Genomic DNA, 16438 nt, shown 5'->3' with positions numbered 1-16438 from the left:
GGCACGAGTGCGGTCAGTCGACCAGGCGCAGCGCCACCGTCGGGGCGTCCAGCAGGACCGAGGCGGGCTCGGAGCCGACGACCGTCTGCAGGCGGTGGTCGCCGATGACCAGTTCTACGCCGGTGTAGAGCTCGATCGAGTCCCAGCCGTCCAGCTGGTAGGACTTGCGGCAGAGGCGCTCGGTCTCCTCCTTGATGTCGGGGGTCGAGCGCTTCCAGATCACGGTGCCGTTGTCGCTGGTGTCGGTCACCACCAAGTGGCCCTGCACGACCGAGAGCTTGACGTGCTCCTTCGCGATCCAGGCGGCGGCGGCCTCGTGCAGCCAGGCGGCAACCGAGATGTCGTCCGGGTCGGACGGCTCACGGCCTACCACCACTGGGCGGTCGCCGCTGACGACGAAGCGGCGGCGGGCCAGGTCCTCGACGACGACCGCGACGGCGAACGCGGCCGGGCGCGGGCCGATGTCCTTGACGGCCTCGCCGTGGCGCGGGCAGGCCGGCACGCCACCGCGCATGCGGGGCACGGGCTGACCGATGCGCCGGAACTGGCCGAACGCCGGGCACTCGGGCTCCTTGCACCGCCACTGCCTTGCCATCAGGGATGCGCCGACGCCGCTGGGGTCCGCGCGGGTGAAGCGGCGGCGCACCACGCGGGTGCGCCCGAACCGTTGCGCGCCGCGGGCCGTGAACGACCGCAGGCCGTCGGACCGGTCGCCGCCCTTGGCGGCCTCCGCAGGAGGCTTGGCAGCCTGGTGGCCCTTCGGATGCTCGGATGCCTCGTCGCCGGGCGCGGGCTTCTTGGCGCCGGTGTTCGGCGTGGGCTTGGCGTCAGGGGCCGGGGCCGGGTCGGCGGCGTCGGCCGAGCCCGCGGCGTCGGCTGACGCCGTCGCGCTGGCAGAGCCCGTCGCGGCAGCCGGGTCCGTCGCGGCAGCCGGGTCCGTCGCGCCGCCAGAGTTCGTCGCGCCGGCAGAGCCCGTCGCGGCAGCCGGGTCCGTCGCGCTGCTAGAGCCCGTCGCGGCAGCCGGGTCCGTCGCGCTGCTAGAGCCCGTCGCAGCAGCCGGGTCCGTGGCGCCAGCAGAGCCCGTCGTGCCGGCAGAGTCCGTCGCGTCGGCCGCGTCCGTGGGGGCGGGCTCGGCCATCGGCTTCTCCGTCGCCGGTTCGTCCGGGTCGGGCGGGACGATCGGCAGGGTCGCCTTGCCGACGATGACCAGGCGTTCCTTGCCGTCCTTGGGCGGGGCCGACTCGCCGCTCGGGGTGAGCACGGCGCCGCCGGCGCGCGGGATCAGCCGGAGCACTCGTTCGGGGCTGTCGGTGAGCCAGGGGAAGCGGGCCGCGTATTGCGGCACGTCGCGCACCACGATCAGCGGCAGGCCGGTGAAGTCGGCGATCTCGACCGGGCGGTCGGCGACGACCGGCGTGATCTCGATCAGCCCGTCGTCGGCCCAGCGACCAAGGACCATCCGCTCCTTCGACGTCAGCGCCGCCTCGGAGAGCACCTCGCGGCCCGTGACCGGGTAGAGCATCGCGCCCGCGTCGATGAGGTAGCGGCTCAGCGCATCGACGACCATGCCCAGGCGCAGCAGGTTGATGGGGCGGCCACCGTCTAGGGCCATGAAACGGGCTACCTCGGCCAGATCCACCACTGCCTGCGCCAGTGTGACGTCCGTGGTCAGCCGCTGCTCGATCGTGTCCATGACCCGGCTGATCTCGAACCGCACGGCGCCTCCTACCTTCGACCCCAACACACTAAGGCGAGCGTCCCGAAAATCGACGGGGCGCCACCAGGATCAGACTTGTGTACCAGGCAGGAAGGTTGCACGCCATAACCTACAAAACGACGATCAACTTACGAAAGGGTCAGTCGGTCGGCGGCGAGGGGTTCGATCAGCCGGTACCGGTCCACGCCATGGATTTGACCAGATTCACGCCGGCCACACCACCTGCTCCGGTCCGGCACGCGCCGAGGGCCTCGAGCAGGGCCAGGATGGGCTCGATCCTCTCAGCACGAAGCGCTCGAGGATCTCGTCGTCTCCCGCGTCATGACTCTCGGCGCCACCGATGACGAGCAGCTTTCCCGGCATCCCACCTCCACAACCCCTTCATCTTGCAAACCGAGGGGCCCGCCGCCCCGCGTTTGCCAGGATTGCCCCGACCGGCCCCGCCGTCACCAGCAGGATCGCGCGGGGCATCACTAGGCTGAGCCGGTGATCAGCCGCTGGGCCGCCGCCGGGTCCGCGATCGCCGGGACGCTCGGCGCCGCGGGCCTGGCCGCCGCCGTGGCGGGATCGGCGCCGTGGCGCTACGTGTCGGAGTCGGGCGTGCCCGGCGCGCCGCACGCCCCGCTGTACCAGGTCAGCATGCTCCTGCTGGCGGCCTCGCTGGCGCTGCTGGCGGTGCCCGCGCGGCGCGCCTGCGCGCTGATCGGCGGCTCGCTCGGACTCGCCGCCCCGCTGGCCGTCGTGGCCGGCGTCGTGCACTGCAGCCCGGGGTGCCCGCTGCCGCCGTACGAGACGCCGGCCGCGCGCGACCTCGTCCACGCGGCCGGCGCGATCGGCGCGCTGCTGCTCTGCGCGCTGGCGATCCTGCTGTACTCCGTGCTGCCGATCACCCGCCACCTGCGCCGGGCCGGGTGGGTCGGGCTGCTCGTCGCGTACCCGCCGCTGATCCTGTCCGCGGCCGGCATCCTCTTCGTCGGCCGCTCGCTGTTCACCGGGGTGACGGAGCGCATCGCCCTGGCCACCGTTTCCGCGTGGGTGGTGCTGACCGCCGCACTGCACCTGCGGATCAGGGCTTGACCGGCCCGGAGTGAAGCGGAGGTGACGGCATGACCCGGACGGTGGCCCTCGGCCAGGTGCATCCTGCCGACGGCGTTCTTCCCCGCCGGTGGTGCGCAGCCGGTTCGCCCGGACGAGCCCGCTGTGAGCCCGGACCGGGCGGCACGGTTGTGGGAGGCGTCGCTGGCGCTAGTCCGGTAGCCCGATCTCGTCCCAGATCGCGTCGGGACCGGGGTTGGCGGTGAAGTCGTATCGGACGCCCGGCTCGCCGATCGCCACCAGGGTGGCCGAGCCGGAGCCGTACAGCAGGCCGTCGACCTCCCGGCGGATCAGCAGCGGGCGCTCGGCGGCGCCGGTGAACTCGCCGCCGGACAGCAGCCCGATCCAGTCTCCCCACGCCGCACGCGGCGGCAGCCCGGGCTTCGGGTCCGGATTCCCGGCGGCGCGCAGCGGGGCGAAGTCGTTGACGTCCACGCCCTGGTTGACGATCACGTGGTCGCCGGGCGGCAGGAGCCGGTGCGTGACCGCCGTGCCGTCCCACGAGGTCACCGCGACCTCGGTGGGCTCCGCGCGGACCAGATGGAAGGCGTCGAAGGACTGGAGCACGTCGTCGTCCAGGGGGAACGGGGTCAATGGGAGGGAGCCGCGGGTCGGGCGGTCGCCGGCCGGCGGCAGCGGCGGGTAGCCGTTGAGCAGGGCCGTGACGCTCGGACGGGCCGGGTCCACGGCCAGCCAGGTCCCGCCGGCGGTGCTGTCGCGGCCGCCGAACCGGCCCGGCCAGTGCTCGGCGGGCGGCTCCCAGGGTCGGGCGAGGTATTCGTCACGGACAGCGGCCAGCAGCACGGGCCAGGTGGCGTCGGGATCGAACCGGAGGAGCACGGTGCACATGGACCGAACGTTATGCTCCGGCCAACCGCGGGATCCGGGCGGTCAGCCAATTCCCGAACTCGACGGCCAGCAGCGGCTTGGTGCGTGCTCCAGCGCACCCGCTTCGTCACGACACCGGGCTTTGCTCCCGCCGGATCGCGCCCGGGCCGGGCTGCGGGACCACGTCACGGGGCGCGATGTCGAGGTGCCCGTGCTCGCAGACCAGAGTGGCGTGGACATCGGCGCCGCAGCCGCGGTGGACGGTGCGCAGCGGCGGGCCGCCCGGGTCGGCCAGATACCGGTCGCCCCACTCGCGGACGGCCACCAGCAGTGGGTACAGGTCGAAACCCTTCTCGGTGAGGCGGTACTCGTCGCGGCCACGGGAGCCGGGCTCGCGATACGGGACCCGGCGCAGGATGCCGTTGTCGACCAGCACGCCGAGCCGGTTGGTGAGCACCTGACGGGGAATGCCCGTGCGCACGCGCATGTCGTCGAAGCGGAAGATGCCGTTGAAGACCTCGCGGAGCACCACGATCGTCCACCGCTCGCCGAGGATCGCCATCGCCCGGCCGATGGTGCAGTTGTCCACCGACCATTCGAGTGCTCTAGGTCTCATGCAGTCAGGCTAGCGCCGAGCTGAGTCTTATTGACAGATCCAGCAGCGGCCGGGAGGCTGGGCCCATGACCCAGACCGAGGGAGACCTCCGCAGCCGCACGTTCTCGTGGTCCGATCCGATGCTCCACGCGGCGGAGATCGGCCGGCGCGGCGGGCTGGAGCTGCTGCAGGCCATGTCCCGCGGTGAGCTGCCCGCGCCGCCCGTCACGCACCTGCTGGGCGCGGGCCGGATCGAGGCCGAGGCCGGGCGCGTGGTGGTGACGCTCGAGCCGCAGGAATTCCACTACAACCCGCTCGGCAGCATCCACGGCGGCGTGCTGGCCACGCTGCTGGACACCGCGGCCGCCTGCGCCGTGCACTCGACGCTGCCGGCCGGGGTCGGCTACACGACGCTCGACCTGACCACGAAGTTCCTGCGCCCCGCCTCGATCGCCTCCGGCGTGCTGACCTGCGAGGGCACCGTCATCTCCAAGGGCCGGCGGACCGCGCTCGCCCAGGCCCAGATCACCGACGCCCGCGGCGCGCTGGTCGCGCACGCCACCTCCACCTGCATGCTGTTCGACCTGTAGTTCACAGTCGGCACACAGCTTCCGTTGAAGGCGCTGGCAGGGTCGGGTCGCACCTTGGCAGCATGACGACCACGCTGACCTCTCCGGCCGCACCCGAGGCCGGCCCCGGGACCGATCCCGGGAACCCGGCCGCCAGGACGGCCGGCTCCGCGGTCTGGGTGCGCCCGGCGCTCGGGCTGCTCCTGCTGGCCACCGGCGCGCTGTACCTGTGGAACCTCAGCGCCTCCGGCTGGGGCAACGCCTTCTACGCCGCGGCCGCGCAGGCCGGCGGCGAGAGCTGGAAGGCGTGGTTCTTCGGCTCCTCGGACGCCTCGAACTTCATCACCGTGGACAAGACGCCGGCGGCGCTGTGGGTCACCGGACTGTCGGTGCGGATCTTCGGGCTGAGCTCGTGGAGCGTCCTGGCCCCGCAGGCGCTGATCGGCGTGGGCACGGTCGGCCTGCTGTACCTCACCGTCAAGCGGTGGCACGGCCCGGCCGCCGGGCTGCTCGCCGGCGCGGTGCTGGCCACCACACCGGTCGCCGCGCTGATGTTCCGCTTCAACAACCCCGACGCGCTGCTCATGCTGCTGCTGGTGGCCGGGGTGTACGGCATGCTGCGCGCCCTGGAACGCGGCAGCACCTGGTGGCTGGTGTTCGCGGGCGGCGCGATCGGCTTCGGGTTCCTGACCAAGATGCTGCAGGCCCTGCTCGTCGTCCCGGCGTTCGGGCTGGCGTACCTGCTGTTCGCGCCGACCGGCTGGGGCCGCCGCCTGGCGCAGCTGCTCGCGGCCGGCGCCGCGGTGATCGTCTCGGCCGGCTGGTGGGTGGCGATCGTGTCGCTGACGCCGGCCTCCTGGCGGCCGTATGTCGGCGGCTCGCAGAACAACTCGATCCTCGAGCTCACGCTGGGGTACAACGGCTTCGGCCGGCTGACGGGCAACGAGACCGGCAGCGTCGGCGGCGGTGGCGGCAGGGCCGGCGGCGGCTGGGGCGAAACCGGCTGGTCGCGCCTGCTGGACGGGCAGACCGGCGGCCAGGCGTCCTGGCTGCTGCCGGCGGCGCTCATCCTCACCGTCGCGGGCCTGATCTGGTCGACGCGCAAGGCGGCGTACGTGCTGTGGGGCGGCTGGCTGGTCACCACCGTCGTGGTCTTCAGCTACATGCGGGGCATCTTCCACGACTACTACACGGTGGCCCTGGCCCCGGCGATCGGCGCGCTGGCCGGCATGGGCGCTGCGACGCTGTGGCGGCGCCGGTCCGACCTCTACGCGCTGCTGGTACTCGGCGGCACGGTCGCGGTCAGCGCGATCTGGTCGTACATCCTGCTCGAGCGCAACGGCGACTTCCATCCGTGGCTGCGGGTGGCGGTGCTCGCCACCGGCGCGTTCGGGGCCGCCGGCATCCTGCTCAGCCAGCAGCTCGGCCGGGGCCCGCGGCTCGCGGCGGGCATCCTGGCGCTCTTCGCGGTCCTCGGCGGCCCGGCCGCCTACTCGCTGAACACCGCCGCCACGCCGCACACCGGCTCGATCGTCACCGCGGGCCCAGCGATCGCGGGCGGCATGGGCGGCTTTCGCGGCGGCCGCGGCGCGCCGCCCGGCGGCGCCTTCCCCGGTGGCGGCTTCACGGGCGGCGGCTTCCCCGGTGGTGGCTTCACGGGCCGTGGCGGGGGTGGCATGGGGGGCCTGCTCAACGCCACCACCCCGAGCGCCGAGGTGGTCTCGGCCCTTCGGCAGGACAGCTCGAAGTACGCCTGGGTCGCCGCGGCCGTCGGCTCCAACAACGCCTCCGGCTACCAGCTCGCCACCGAACTGCCGGTGATGGCGATCGGCGGCTTCAACGGCAGCGACCCCGCACCGAGCCTGGCGCAGTTCCAGCAGTACGTCCAGCAGGGCAAGATCCACTACTTCATCGGCGGATCCGGGCTGGGCGGGCGCGGCAACGGCGGCAGCCGAGTCAGCGCGGAGATCGCGGCCTGGGTGGAGGCCAACTACACGGCCCAGACGATCGGCAACACGACCCTCTACGACCTCACCGTCTGACGACCGGATCACGGACATGTCCGAGTTTGGATTCACAGGCCGGCCACAGGTTGGCCGAAAGCTTCCGGAAGGTCGGCACCCGAGCGTGGTCCCCATGAGCACAGCGACCCTTCCTCGCGCCAGCGGCGCCGGTGACCGCAACGCCGGTGCCGTCCTCGACGTCGTGATCCCGGTCCACAACGAGGAAGCCGATCTCGGGCCCTGCGTCCGCCGGCTGTACCAACACCTCACCCAGGGTTTCCCGTACCCCTTCCGGATCACCGTCGCCGACAACGCCAGCACCGACGCGACCCGCGCGGTGGCGACGGCGCTCAGCGTGGAGCTGCCTGGCGTCGAGGTGCTCCACCTGCCCGAGAAGGGTCGCGGCCGGGCGCTGAAGCGGGCGTGGTCGGCGTCGGACGCGCCGGTGCTCGCGTACATGGACGTGGACCTGAGCACCGACCTCAACGCCCTGCTGCCCCTGGTCGCGCCGCTGCTGTCGGGGCACTCCGACCTCTGCGTCGGCAGCCGGCTGGCGCGCGGCTCGCGCGTGGTTCGAGGTCCGAAGCGCGAGTTCATCTCCCGCAGCTACAACCGCATCCTTCGTACCGCCCTGAGCGCCCGCTTCTCCGACGCGCAGTGCGGCTTCAAGGCGATCCGGCGGGACGTGGCCGAACAGCTGCTGCCGATGGTCGAGGACACCGACTGGTTCTTCGACACCGAGCTGCTCGTGCTCGCTCAGCGGGCCGGCCTGCGCATCCACGAGGTGCCGGTCGACTGGATCGACGACCCGGACAGCCGTGTCGACATCGTGGCCACCGCGGTCGCCGACCTCAAGGGCATCGTGCGGCTGGGCCGCGCCCTGGTCACCGGCAAGCTCCCGCTGGCCGCCCTGCGCAGCCGCTTCGGCCGCGCCCCGCTGGTCGAGGGCGTGCCCGCCGGGATGCTGCCCCAGCTGCTGCGCTTCGCCGGCATCGGCATCGTCTCGACGGTGGCCTTCCTCGCGCTCTTCACCCTGCTCCGCCCGGCCACCGGCGCTCAGGCCGCGAACTTCGTCGCCCTGCTGAGCACCGCGATCGCCAACACCGCGCTCAACCGGCGGCTGACGTTCGCCATCCGTGGCGCCGCGGGTGCGGTGCGCCACCAGGTGCAGGGCCTGCTGCTCTTCACACTGGGCCTGGCCCTGAACGCGGCGGCACTGGCGCTGCTGAACGTGGCCGCGCCCGGGCACGGCCATCTCGCGGAGTTGGCGGTGCTGGTGGCCGCCAACACCGTGACCACGCTCCTGCGGTTCGTCCTGATGCGCGTGTGGGTCTTCCGCCGCGCCTGAACGTCTTACCGGTGGGTCTTGTCTCAGGACCAGCCGAAGCGGGGAGGGCGGCGTTCAGCGAACGCGGCCAGGCCTTCGGCCAGCTCCGCCTCGTCCTGCTCCGGCGGCTCGCCACCCGCCAGCACCTGCTTCGTGGCGAACTGCGTCAGCCCTGAGCGGGCGGCGATCGTGGAGGCCACGTGCAGTACCGAATCGGCCAGCTCGGCGGCGGGCACCACCGCGTCGACGAGGCCCATGCGCTCGGCCGCCGCGGCGTCGATCAGTTCCCCGGTGTAGAGGAGCAGTTTCGCGCGGGCCGGACCGATGAGAGCGGCCAGCCGGTGGGTGGTCGACGGAGGGTACACGATCCCGAGTTTGGCCGGGGTCACGCCGAAGCGGCTGTCGTCAGCGGCGAAGCGCAGGTCGCACGCCACCGCGAGCTGGCAGCCGCCACCGACGCAGAAGCCGTCGACACGCGCGATCGTGGGCTTCGGGAAGCCGGCCAGCGCCAACTCGGCCTCGACCGCGAAGCTCGCGTCGCCGGCGCGGGCCACCGCCGCGGCGTCGGCGATGTCCGCTCCGGCGCAGAACGTTCCGCCCGCGCCGGCGAGGATCAGCACGCGTACCGACGGGTCCTTGGCCGGGCCGTCGAGCAGGCCGGGCAGCGCGCGCCACATCGCCGCGGTCATCGCGTTGCGCTTGGCGGGGTTGGTGATGACGACGGTGGCGATCGGGCCGTCCTGCGTGAGGACCAGCTCGCCGCTCACCATTCGCGCACGGGGACGTTCGAGTGCATCCTCGGAAGGTTACAGGCCCCCGCACCTCGTCTGATCGTCTAGAAAACGTCCGAATGGCTTGCTCTGAGGCCCCGCCCGGGCAGACTGGGCCGGTGCGTCACCGCCTGCCCCGCCGCGCGCCGGTGCTGCCGATCGTCGCCGGTATCGTGCTGGCCGTCGTGGCCGGCGTCGGCGCCCTTCGTGCGGTGTGGGTCGACACCCTCAACGCCTCGACCGGAAAGCCGCCCGGGGTCGAGCGCGTGGGGCTCGGCGAGCGGGCCGACCGCGCCGAGGCCCGGATGGCCCGCTGTGGCGGCGTGCCGCTGAGCGCGCCCCGCGAGCTGCGCGGCATCTGGATCACGACGGTCGAGAACATCGACTGGCCGAGCCGGCCCGGCCTGCCGGTCGAGCAGATCAAGGCGGAGTACCTCTCCTGGCTGGACCTCGCCCAGCAGCGCAACCTCAACGCGGTCTTCGTCCACGTCCGGCCCAGCGGAGACGCGCTGTGGCCCTCGCAGTACGCGCCCTGGTCCGAGTGGATCACGGGCGTGCGCGGTCAGGGGCCGGGCTTCGACCTCATGCAGTGGATCATCGACGAGACCCACCGGCGCAACCTCGAGTTCCACGCGTGGTTCAACCCGTACCGCGGCAGCCAGCCCGCCCCGTCCGGCTCCGGGCCGGACATCAACGCGCTCGCCCCCGACCACCCGCTGCGCAAGCACCCGGAGTGGGCGGTCGTGTACCCGTCGGCGGGCACCACCGGCAGCCGCCTGCACTTCAATCCGGGCATCCCGGAGGCGCGCAAGTTCGTCGAGGACTCGATGCTGGAGGCGGTCGAGAAGTACGACGTCGACGGGGTGCACTTCGACGACTTCTTCTACCAGTACCCGGTCGGTAACCAGGACTTCCCCGACGACGCGGCGTACCGGCAGTACGGCGGCGGCAAGAGCAAGGCCGACTGGCGCCGGGACAACGTCAACAAGCTGGTCCAGGAGATGAGCCAGCGGATCAAGCAGCTCAAGCCCTGGGTGAAGTTCGGCATCAGCCCGTTCGGGATCTGGCGCAACAGCGCCACCGACCCGACCGGCTCCCCCACCCGCGGCCTGCAGAGCTACGACGACATCTACGCCGACACCCGGCTGTGGGTGCGCGAGCAGTGGCTCGACTACATCGTCCCGCAGCTGTACTGGCACATCGGCTTCGACGTCGCGGACTACGCCAAGCTCCTGCCCTGGTGGGCGGGGGTCGTCAAGGACACGAGGGTGCAGTTGTACATCGGGCAGGCCGACTACCGTGCCGGGGAGCCCGGCCCGTGGTCCGACCCCGGCGAGCTGGACCGCGAGCTGGCGCTCAACCGCACGTATGCGCAGGTCACCGGCAGCGTCCACTTCAGCGCCAAGAGCGTGCGGGCCGACGCGCTGGGCTCGGTGTCGAAGTACGCGGCGCACTTCTACGCCACACCCGCGCTCCCGCCGGTGATGCGGTGGCTGCCGAACACGGCGCCGGCCGCCCCCGCGGTGCGGTCCCGGACCGACGGCGACGACGTCAAGCTCAGCTGGACCGGCCAGGGCGTGTCCGCGGCCGTGTACCGGATCGAGAACGGCACGGCGCGGCTGGTCGCGACGCGGCGCGGCGGCGACGGGGAGTTCACCGGGCCGAAGGGCACCTACTGCGTCACCGGGCTGGACCGGTCCTGGAACGAAGGCCCGCCGAACGAAAGCCCACCGCCGGGGTGAGCCCCGCTCATCCGGGTGTTGCCGAGGCTTCGGGCCATGAGCACGAGTTTCATCTCGGATCAGGACTTCACGACCCCGGCGCACATCCGCGTCACGCCGGCGGACGACCACAGACCCGCGGATGAGACGAAACACCCGTCGAAGGCCCTGCTCACCGTCATCTTCCTGGCCGCCGTGTGGCTGGTGGTCTCGGCGGTACCGTTCGGCTACATCGGGGCCGGCCGCTACGACGTGTTCTGGAGCGACGCGGTCACCGGCATCACCATCGCGACCGTGACGACGATCCGGATGCTCAGCGCGCGCTCGGCGGCGGCGTTCGGCTGGGTCACCGGCGGACTGGCCGGGTGGCTGCTGGTCGCGCCGCTGGTACTGCAGTACGGCTGGTCGACCTCGACCGCCAACGACGTCATCGTCGGGATGCTCATCCTGGTCTGCGCGGCGCTCGGCACGAGCGACGACCGGGACTGAACGACGGCGGGCCGCCCCTGTTGCGGGGGCGGCCCGATTCCATCACGGTACGTTCAGCGCTCGAATGCGTCGCGCACGTTGCGCCCGGCGTCCTTCACGTGCTCGCCGGCCTGCTTGGCCTTCGCGGCGGCACGCTCGGCGGCGCCCTCAGCCTCGAGACGTTCGTTGTCGGTGGCCTCGCCGTACTTCTCCTTGGCGGTGCCCTTGGCCTCTTCGGCCTTGTGCTCGACCTTGTCCTTGAAACCCATGGCGAATTCCCTCCAGGTCTGCGTGCTTCCGGTCGGTTTCCGGTCTCGGCCTCTGCTCCTTCAGGGGTGCCCGGCTTTACGGGCGCGCAAACGCATCCGCTGTGCCGCGGTCGTCACACCCGTCACGAGCAGCGACAGCGCCACCCCCAGCCCCGCCGCGGCGAGCGGGTTGCCGGTGAACACGTTGCCGCCCAGGTAGCCCAGGCCGATCGTGTACCCACTCCACAGCAGCGCGCCGATCGCGATGGCCGGTAGGAACCGCCGCCGGGGGAACCGCGCGTATCCGCTGACCAGCGCCACCGTCGTGCGGCCGAGCGGGACGAACCGCCCGGCCGCGACGATCGCCCCGCCGCGGCGCTCCAGCAGCCGGGCCACCCAGCCGACCGCCCGGTGGTACCGCTCGTCGCGCAGCCAGCGGTCCAGCAGCCACCGTCCGCCGCGCCGGGCGGCCTCGTGCGTGAGCAGGTCGCCGACGATCACGGCGGCCACGGACGCGAGCAGGACGACCGCGACGTGCAGATGCCCGCTCGCGGCGAGCGCTCCCCCGGCGATCACGCTCGTCTCCGCCGGTACCGCCGGGATCAGGCAGTCCACCACCAGCAGCACGAAGATCACCAGGTAAGCCCAGCCGGCCATCGCTTCCATGCGGTCAACGGTGCCGTCCGGCGCGCCCGGAATCAGCGGTGCCACCCCGCCGATTCGCGGTGGGGCTTGCCCTACCTTCTCCCGAATGTGTACTGCAGGTCGTCCACCTCGCCACACAACGTGACCTGCCCGGCGTCAGGTCCGTGCGAGCCCTCTCGTCGCGACGTGCGATGTTATGACGATGTGGGCGGACTTTCGTGAGCGCGTGATCCTGGAGGACGACGGGATCCTCGTGCTGGACAAACCGGCCGGTGTCTCCGTGATGGGCGAACGGCACGAGTCCGATCTGGTGCGCATGGCCGCGGAGAAGGGCGAGGAGCTCTTCCCCGTGCACCGCATCGACAAGGTCACGTCCGGCGTCATCCTCTTCGCCAAAGATCTCTCCGTGCACGGCGGGCTGACCCGCCAGTTCAACAAGCGCACGGTGGACAAGGCGTATTTGGCGGTGACCACGCCCGGCGGCCTGCCGCCGACCGGCCGCATCGACCTGCCGTTGAGCGTCGGACGCAAGAACCGGGTGCGGATCGCGGCGCCTCGGGAGAGCATCGTGCTCAAGGATGACACCTGGACGGTGCCGGCGTCGGCGGTGTTCGACACGGTGTCCACGTATCCGTCGGTGACCACGTTCACGGTCCGCTCCCAGACCGCGGAGCGCGCGCTGCTGGAGGCCGTGCCGCAGACCGGTCGCCGCCACCAGATCCGTGTGCACCTGGCGTGGATCGGTCACCCGATCGTGGGCGACCCGCTGTTCGAGAAGTCCCCGGCCGGGCGGACGTACCTGCACTCGTGGCGCCTGTCCTTCGACCACCGCGGCGAGCGGGTCACCGTCGAGGCCCCGCCCCCGCCGGGCTTCGCCTGACAGGACAATCAGAGCAACACGGCGGCCAGGGACAGCAGGATCGCCAGGCCGACGGTGATGGCGGTCAGGCAGGGCACGATCATGAGGTACAACCGGATCGGCAGTTTCCGCCGAAACGCCAGGACCTCTGGCAGGCGCCGCGACGACCACCCGGCGGCGCGCAGCAGTAGGCCCAGCTCGATCGGCGTGAGCACGAACGCGAAGGCCAACGTCAGGGTGATTGCCGTTACCGGCGGTTTCCAAAGATGTGCTGGACTCCGTCCGTGACGACTCCGCGGCTCGCCCGCCGCCTCAAGACCCCGGACGCGGTCATCGTGGGCCTCGGCGCCATGATCGGTGCCGGCGTCTTCGCCTCATTCGCGCCGGCCGCGCACGCCGCCGGCGGCCTGCTGCTGGTCGCGCTCGGCATCGCCGCCGTGGTCGCCTACTGCAACGCCACGTCCTCGGCGCGCCTCGCCGCGCTGTACCCCGAGTCCGGCGGCACCTACGTCTACGGGCGGCGGCGGCTCGGCGACTTCTGGGGGTACCTGGCCGGCTGGGGCTTCGTCGTCGGCAAGACCGCGTCGTGCGCGGCGATGGCGCTCACGGTCGGCGCCTACGCGCTGCCCGGGCACCAGCGCGAGGTCGCGGTGCTCGCCGTGGCCGCCGTCACCGCGCTCAACCTGTTCGGAGTGCAGAAGTCGGCGCTCGCCACCCGGGTCATCGTCGGCGTCGTGCTGGCGGTGCTCGCCGCCGTCGTCGTCGCGTGCCTGCTCGGCCGTCCAGGACCGCACGAACTCGCCGCGACGGGCGGCGGCTGGGGTGTGCTACAGGCCGCGGGGCTGCTGTTCTTCGCGTTCGCCGGCTACGCGCGCATCGCCACGCTGGGCGAGGAGGTCGCCGACCCGGCCCGCACGATCCCGCGGGCCGTCCCGCTCGCGCTCGGCATCACGCTGCTGGTGTACCTCGCCGTAGCCGTCGCCGCCCTGGCCGCGCTCGGCCCGGTGCGGCTCGCCGCGTCCACCGCCCCGCTGGCCGACGCCGTCACCGCGGCCGGCGCCGGGTGGCTCACCCCCGCCGTGCGCACGGGCGCGGCGATCGCGGCGCTGGGCTCGCTGATCGCGCTGGTCCTCGGCGTGTCGCGCACGACCCTGGCCATGGCCCGCGACCGGCACCTGCCCGGGTTCCTCGCCGCGGTGCACCCGGTCCGGCGCATCCCGCATCGCGCGGAGGTGGCCGTCGGCGTCGCGGTGATCCTGCTGGTGACGTTCCTCGACCTGCGCGGCGCGATCGGCTTCTCGTCGTTCGGCGTGCTCGTCTACTACGCGATCGCAAACGGCGCGGCGCTCACGCTGCGCCGTGCCGAGGGCGCACCACCCCGAGTCATCCCGGTGGCCGGCCTGGCCGGCTGCCTGCTGCTGGCCGCGACGTTGCCCTCCGCATCGGTACTCGCCGGCCTCGCCGTCTTCGCGATCGGCGCCCTCCTGTGGCTGTCCCGCCGCCGCACCACACGACCCGCCAGTTCCTAACGGTTCCTGTACGGCTCGACCGGGCACGGTCACTTCTCGGGATTGCCGACCAGGCATCCCGCCACCGACGGCAGCACGGTCATCGCGGGTGATCGGCACACCCGCGGCGCCGTTGAGCTGGGCGATCTCGCTGGTCGTCCCAGGCGGCACCCGGCCAGCGACCGTGACCAGGGCCCGGAAGATCAACCCGCCGTCGACCATGGTCTGCGCGGGGCTCGGAGCCGGGCCGCCGCCGTAACCGACCAGGCTGACCTCCGGAACCAACACCCCGACCAGCCGCCGGAGGTCGCCGCAACCGCAGCTGGCAAGAAGCGCTCGGTCACCTCGGGCGCCACCTCGGCCAGGAAGGGCGGACGGGTAAAGCTCCACCACGAGGCGCCGGCGGGCAAGCCCCCGCCCGGCACCGAACGCTCCCCACGAACGCCCCCTCCGCAGCGGCGGTGGGCAAACCCCCTGCCAGGACCGCAAGCCCCCACAAACCGCCACCCAACGAGGGGATATCGGTTGGCCAAGCCCCTGCCCAGGACCCAAACCCCCACGAGCCGCCACCCAACGAGGAGGTGCCGATTTGCCAAGCCCTGCCAGGACCGCAAGCTCCCCACGAACCACCACCCCCGACACGGGGGTGCGGGTGGGCGAAGCCCCCCGCCCCGAGCGAGCGAAGCGAGCGGAAGGAATCCACCGCCACAAACGGCAAGCGGCCCCCGCCGCGCAGCAGGGACCGCCAGTGGCCGGTGGCCCCGGCGCGAATCGAACGCGCGACACCCGCTTTAGGAGAGCGGTGCTCTATCCCCTGAGCTACGAGGCCATGTCCGAGGTCGAGTCTAGGGGAGAACCCGGTCCGGCCGAAATCGCGTATCCGTGCAACCTCCCACAGTGCGCCGCTCGTTTCAGTCCGACCGAGGGGCCGATGCGCGCACTGGCGCAAGAGGAGTACGTCGAGTACGTGACCGGGCGGCTCGCGCCGCTACGGCAGCATCGAGGGAACACGCAGGCGACTTGCGGAAAGCTAGCAACGCTGAAACCACCTCATTGTCGAGACATTCGGGAATTGGCACCGGCGGTCCATGGGAACAGCGGTTGCTTGTTCCCGCCGCGCCGAGCATTCGACGGAAATGCCGCCCGACCGTGCGAGGCATTGTCGAAAGACGGCCGCGATATACCGGCGGCCGTATATTGCCGCCAACCATTCGATGCGTTGCCGGACCGGCGGGCCGGCGCGGCTGTGGCGTGGGTGCGCAACGAGGCTTCGGGACAGGACCGGGCCGCCCGGCGTCGCCCACCTGGCGCGGCGCGGGTTCGCGGTCGTTTGCCGCAGCACTGCTCGCGGGACGTCGCGCCTGGTCAGACGGCGTGACCGGCGGAGGCGACGGAGGCGGCGAGGGCGGCACCGGCCCCTGCCCCTGCCCCGATCCGTCCCGCTGGTCGCTGACCGCTGGCGGGGTGTCACCGCGCACGCGGCGGAGCTTCTCGGCGTGCCGCCTGGCCAGGCCCCAATCCCGATGCCGAGCATGCTCCCGGCGGAACTGCTCATTCGCCGGACAATAACGACGTGACCTGGTCCGGTCACGCATGGCAGCCAATTCCGCCCTGGAAAATAATTGCAGCTGCCCCATGCGTGTAATTATCTCAGAACGCGACCGAAACCACCGCCCCGAACGGCAGTCCATAATGTCAAATGGTGCACGCGCGTGCCGGGATCCGCCGTGCCGGCTTTCCGGGCAACGGGCTCTCCAGTGACCGTCTCGTGGGCGCGCGGCGACGAGCACCAGGCCGACGACGTCGTGCGTCAGCGCCGTCGAGCACCTCGACCAGTACGTGCGGAGGATGCTCATGCGCACGTTCATCGACGAGCGGCGCCGGCCCTGGGCGCGTGTCGGGGCTGACCGGCTGGGCGCCCGAGCCTCCGCCTCCGCCGATGCCGACGGGTCCGCACGGCGCGGTCGAGGATGCACTGGTGCTACGGGCCGCGCTCGCCCGGGTGCCACGGCGGCAGCAGGCGCGGGCTGGCCACGCTGCGCGTGCTCGTTGGCGACGACCTGCAGAGGACGGTCTGAGTGATGG

Annotated in this window: 15 protein-coding genes and 1 tRNA gene; 8 read left to right on the top strand and 8 right to left on the bottom strand. The window is 72.1% G+C overall.

All coding sequences use genetic code 11. The annotated features are described in order from the left end of the window. Positions 1-13 precede the first annotated feature (13 nt). Positions 14-1717 carry a hypothetical protein gene (locus tag AB0367_RS02015; RefSeq protein WP_366224289.1) on the bottom strand — a complete coding sequence of 568 codons (1704 nt, stop codon included), beginning with the start codon at positions 1715-1717 and terminating at the stop codon, positions 14-16. A 486-nt stretch (positions 1718-2203) separates the two neighbouring features. Between AB0367_RS02015 and AB0367_RS02010 the strand changes: the two genes are divergently transcribed. Next, the gene (locus AB0367_RS02010) at positions 2204-2794 is read left to right on the top strand and encodes a DUF998 domain-containing protein (protein WP_366224288.1); all 591 of its coding nucleotides are present in this window, start codon (positions 2204-2206) and stop codon (positions 2792-2794) included. Positions 2795-2962: 168 nt separating this feature from the next. Here the strand turns inward: AB0367_RS02010 and AB0367_RS02005 are convergent, their stop codons facing one another. Beyond that, positions 2963-3661 (bottom strand): NRDE family protein, encoded by a 699-nt coding sequence (locus tag AB0367_RS02005; protein ID WP_366224287.1) that lies wholly within the window; start codon positions 3659-3661, stop codon positions 2963-2965. Between the two features lie 106 nt (positions 3662-3767). Then, entirely contained in the window at positions 3768-4256 is a 489-nt protein-coding gene (locus tag AB0367_RS02000; protein ID WP_366224286.1) for a helix-turn-helix domain-containing protein, read from the bottom strand. 65 nt (positions 4257-4321) lie between these two features. Between AB0367_RS02000 and AB0367_RS01995 the strand changes: the two genes are divergently transcribed. The 3 genes from AB0367_RS01995 (at position 4322) to AB0367_RS01985 (ending at position 8155) form a co-directional block, all read left to right on the top strand. After that, positions 4322-4825: a PaaI family thioesterase gene (locus tag AB0367_RS01995; RefSeq protein ID WP_366224285.1), complete on the top strand. Its 504-nt coding sequence runs from the start codon at positions 4322-4324 to the stop codon at positions 4823-4825. Between the two features lie 62 nt (positions 4826-4887). Beyond that, entirely contained in the window at positions 4888-6846 is a 1959-nt protein-coding gene (locus tag AB0367_RS01990; protein WP_366224284.1) for a glycosyltransferase family 39 protein, read from the top strand. Between the two features lie 94 nt (positions 6847-6940). Further along, complete coding sequence (locus AB0367_RS01985; protein ID WP_366224283.1) at positions 6941-8155, top strand: glycosyltransferase; 1215 nt, start codon at positions 6941-6943, stop codon at positions 8153-8155. Positions 8156-8178: 23 nt separating this feature from the next. Here AB0367_RS01985 and AB0367_RS01980 read toward each other — a convergent pair whose 3' ends face one another. Further along, positions 8179-8904 carry an enoyl-CoA hydratase-related protein gene (locus AB0367_RS01980; protein ID WP_366224282.1) on the bottom strand — a complete coding sequence of 242 codons (726 nt, stop codon included), beginning with the start codon at positions 8902-8904 and terminating at the stop codon, positions 8179-8181. 119 nt (positions 8905-9023) lie between these two features. Between AB0367_RS01980 and AB0367_RS01975 the strand changes: the two genes are divergently transcribed. After that, positions 9024-10646: a family 10 glycosylhydrolase gene (locus AB0367_RS01975; protein WP_366224281.1), complete on the top strand. Its 1623-nt coding sequence runs from the start codon at positions 9024-9026 to the stop codon at positions 10644-10646. A 36-nt stretch (positions 10647-10682) separates the two neighbouring features. Beyond that, positions 10683-11114 carry a hypothetical protein gene (locus AB0367_RS01970; RefSeq protein WP_366224280.1) on the top strand — a complete coding sequence of 144 codons (432 nt, stop codon included), beginning with the start codon at positions 10683-10685 and terminating at the stop codon, positions 11112-11114. A gap of 53 nt (positions 11115-11167) precedes the next feature. Here the strand turns inward: AB0367_RS01970 and AB0367_RS01965 are convergent, their stop codons facing one another. Together AB0367_RS01965 and AB0367_RS01960 are read right to left on the bottom strand one after the other, a co-directional pair. Continuing rightward, positions 11168-11362: a CsbD family protein gene (locus tag AB0367_RS01965; protein ID WP_366224279.1), complete on the bottom strand. Its 195-nt coding sequence runs from the start codon at positions 11360-11362 to the stop codon at positions 11168-11170. A gap of 60 nt (positions 11363-11422) precedes the next feature. Next, positions 11423-12007 (bottom strand): DedA family protein, encoded by a 585-nt coding sequence (locus tag AB0367_RS01960; protein ID WP_366224278.1) that lies wholly within the window; start codon positions 12005-12007, stop codon positions 11423-11425. A 175-nt stretch (positions 12008-12182) separates the two neighbouring features. On the opposite strand from AB0367_RS01960, the gene AB0367_RS01955 reads away from it, so the two are divergent. Next, the gene (locus AB0367_RS01955; RefSeq protein ID WP_366224277.1) at positions 12183-12866 is read left to right on the top strand and encodes an RluA family pseudouridine synthase; all 684 of its coding nucleotides are present in this window, start codon (positions 12183-12185) and stop codon (positions 12864-12866) included. An 8-nt stretch (positions 12867-12874) separates the two neighbouring features. Here AB0367_RS01955 and AB0367_RS01950 read toward each other — a convergent pair whose 3' ends face one another. Continuing rightward, complete coding sequence (locus AB0367_RS01950; RefSeq protein ID WP_366224276.1) at positions 12875-13075, bottom strand: hypothetical protein; 201 nt, start codon at positions 13073-13075, stop codon at positions 12875-12877. Between the two features lie 54 nt (positions 13076-13129). On the opposite strand from AB0367_RS01950, the gene AB0367_RS01945 reads away from it, so the two are divergent. Further along, entirely contained in the window at positions 13130-14374 is a 1245-nt protein-coding gene (locus AB0367_RS01945) for an APC family permease (RefSeq protein WP_366224275.1), read from the top strand. Between the two features lie 735 nt (positions 14375-15109). Here AB0367_RS01945 and AB0367_RS01940 read toward each other — a convergent pair. Continuing rightward, positions 15110-15182, bottom strand: a tRNA-Arg gene (locus AB0367_RS01940). Positions 15183-16438: the final 1256 nt, after the last annotated feature.

It is taken from the genome of Dactylosporangium sp. NPDC051484 (genome assembly GCF_040689395.1).
In the GTDB taxonomy this organism is placed as follows: Bacteria; Actinomycetota; Actinomycetes; order Mycobacteriales; family Micromonosporaceae; genus Dactylosporangium.
Note: the sequence above shows the minus strand (reverse complement) of the source record. Positions and strands in the feature narration are given on the sequence as shown.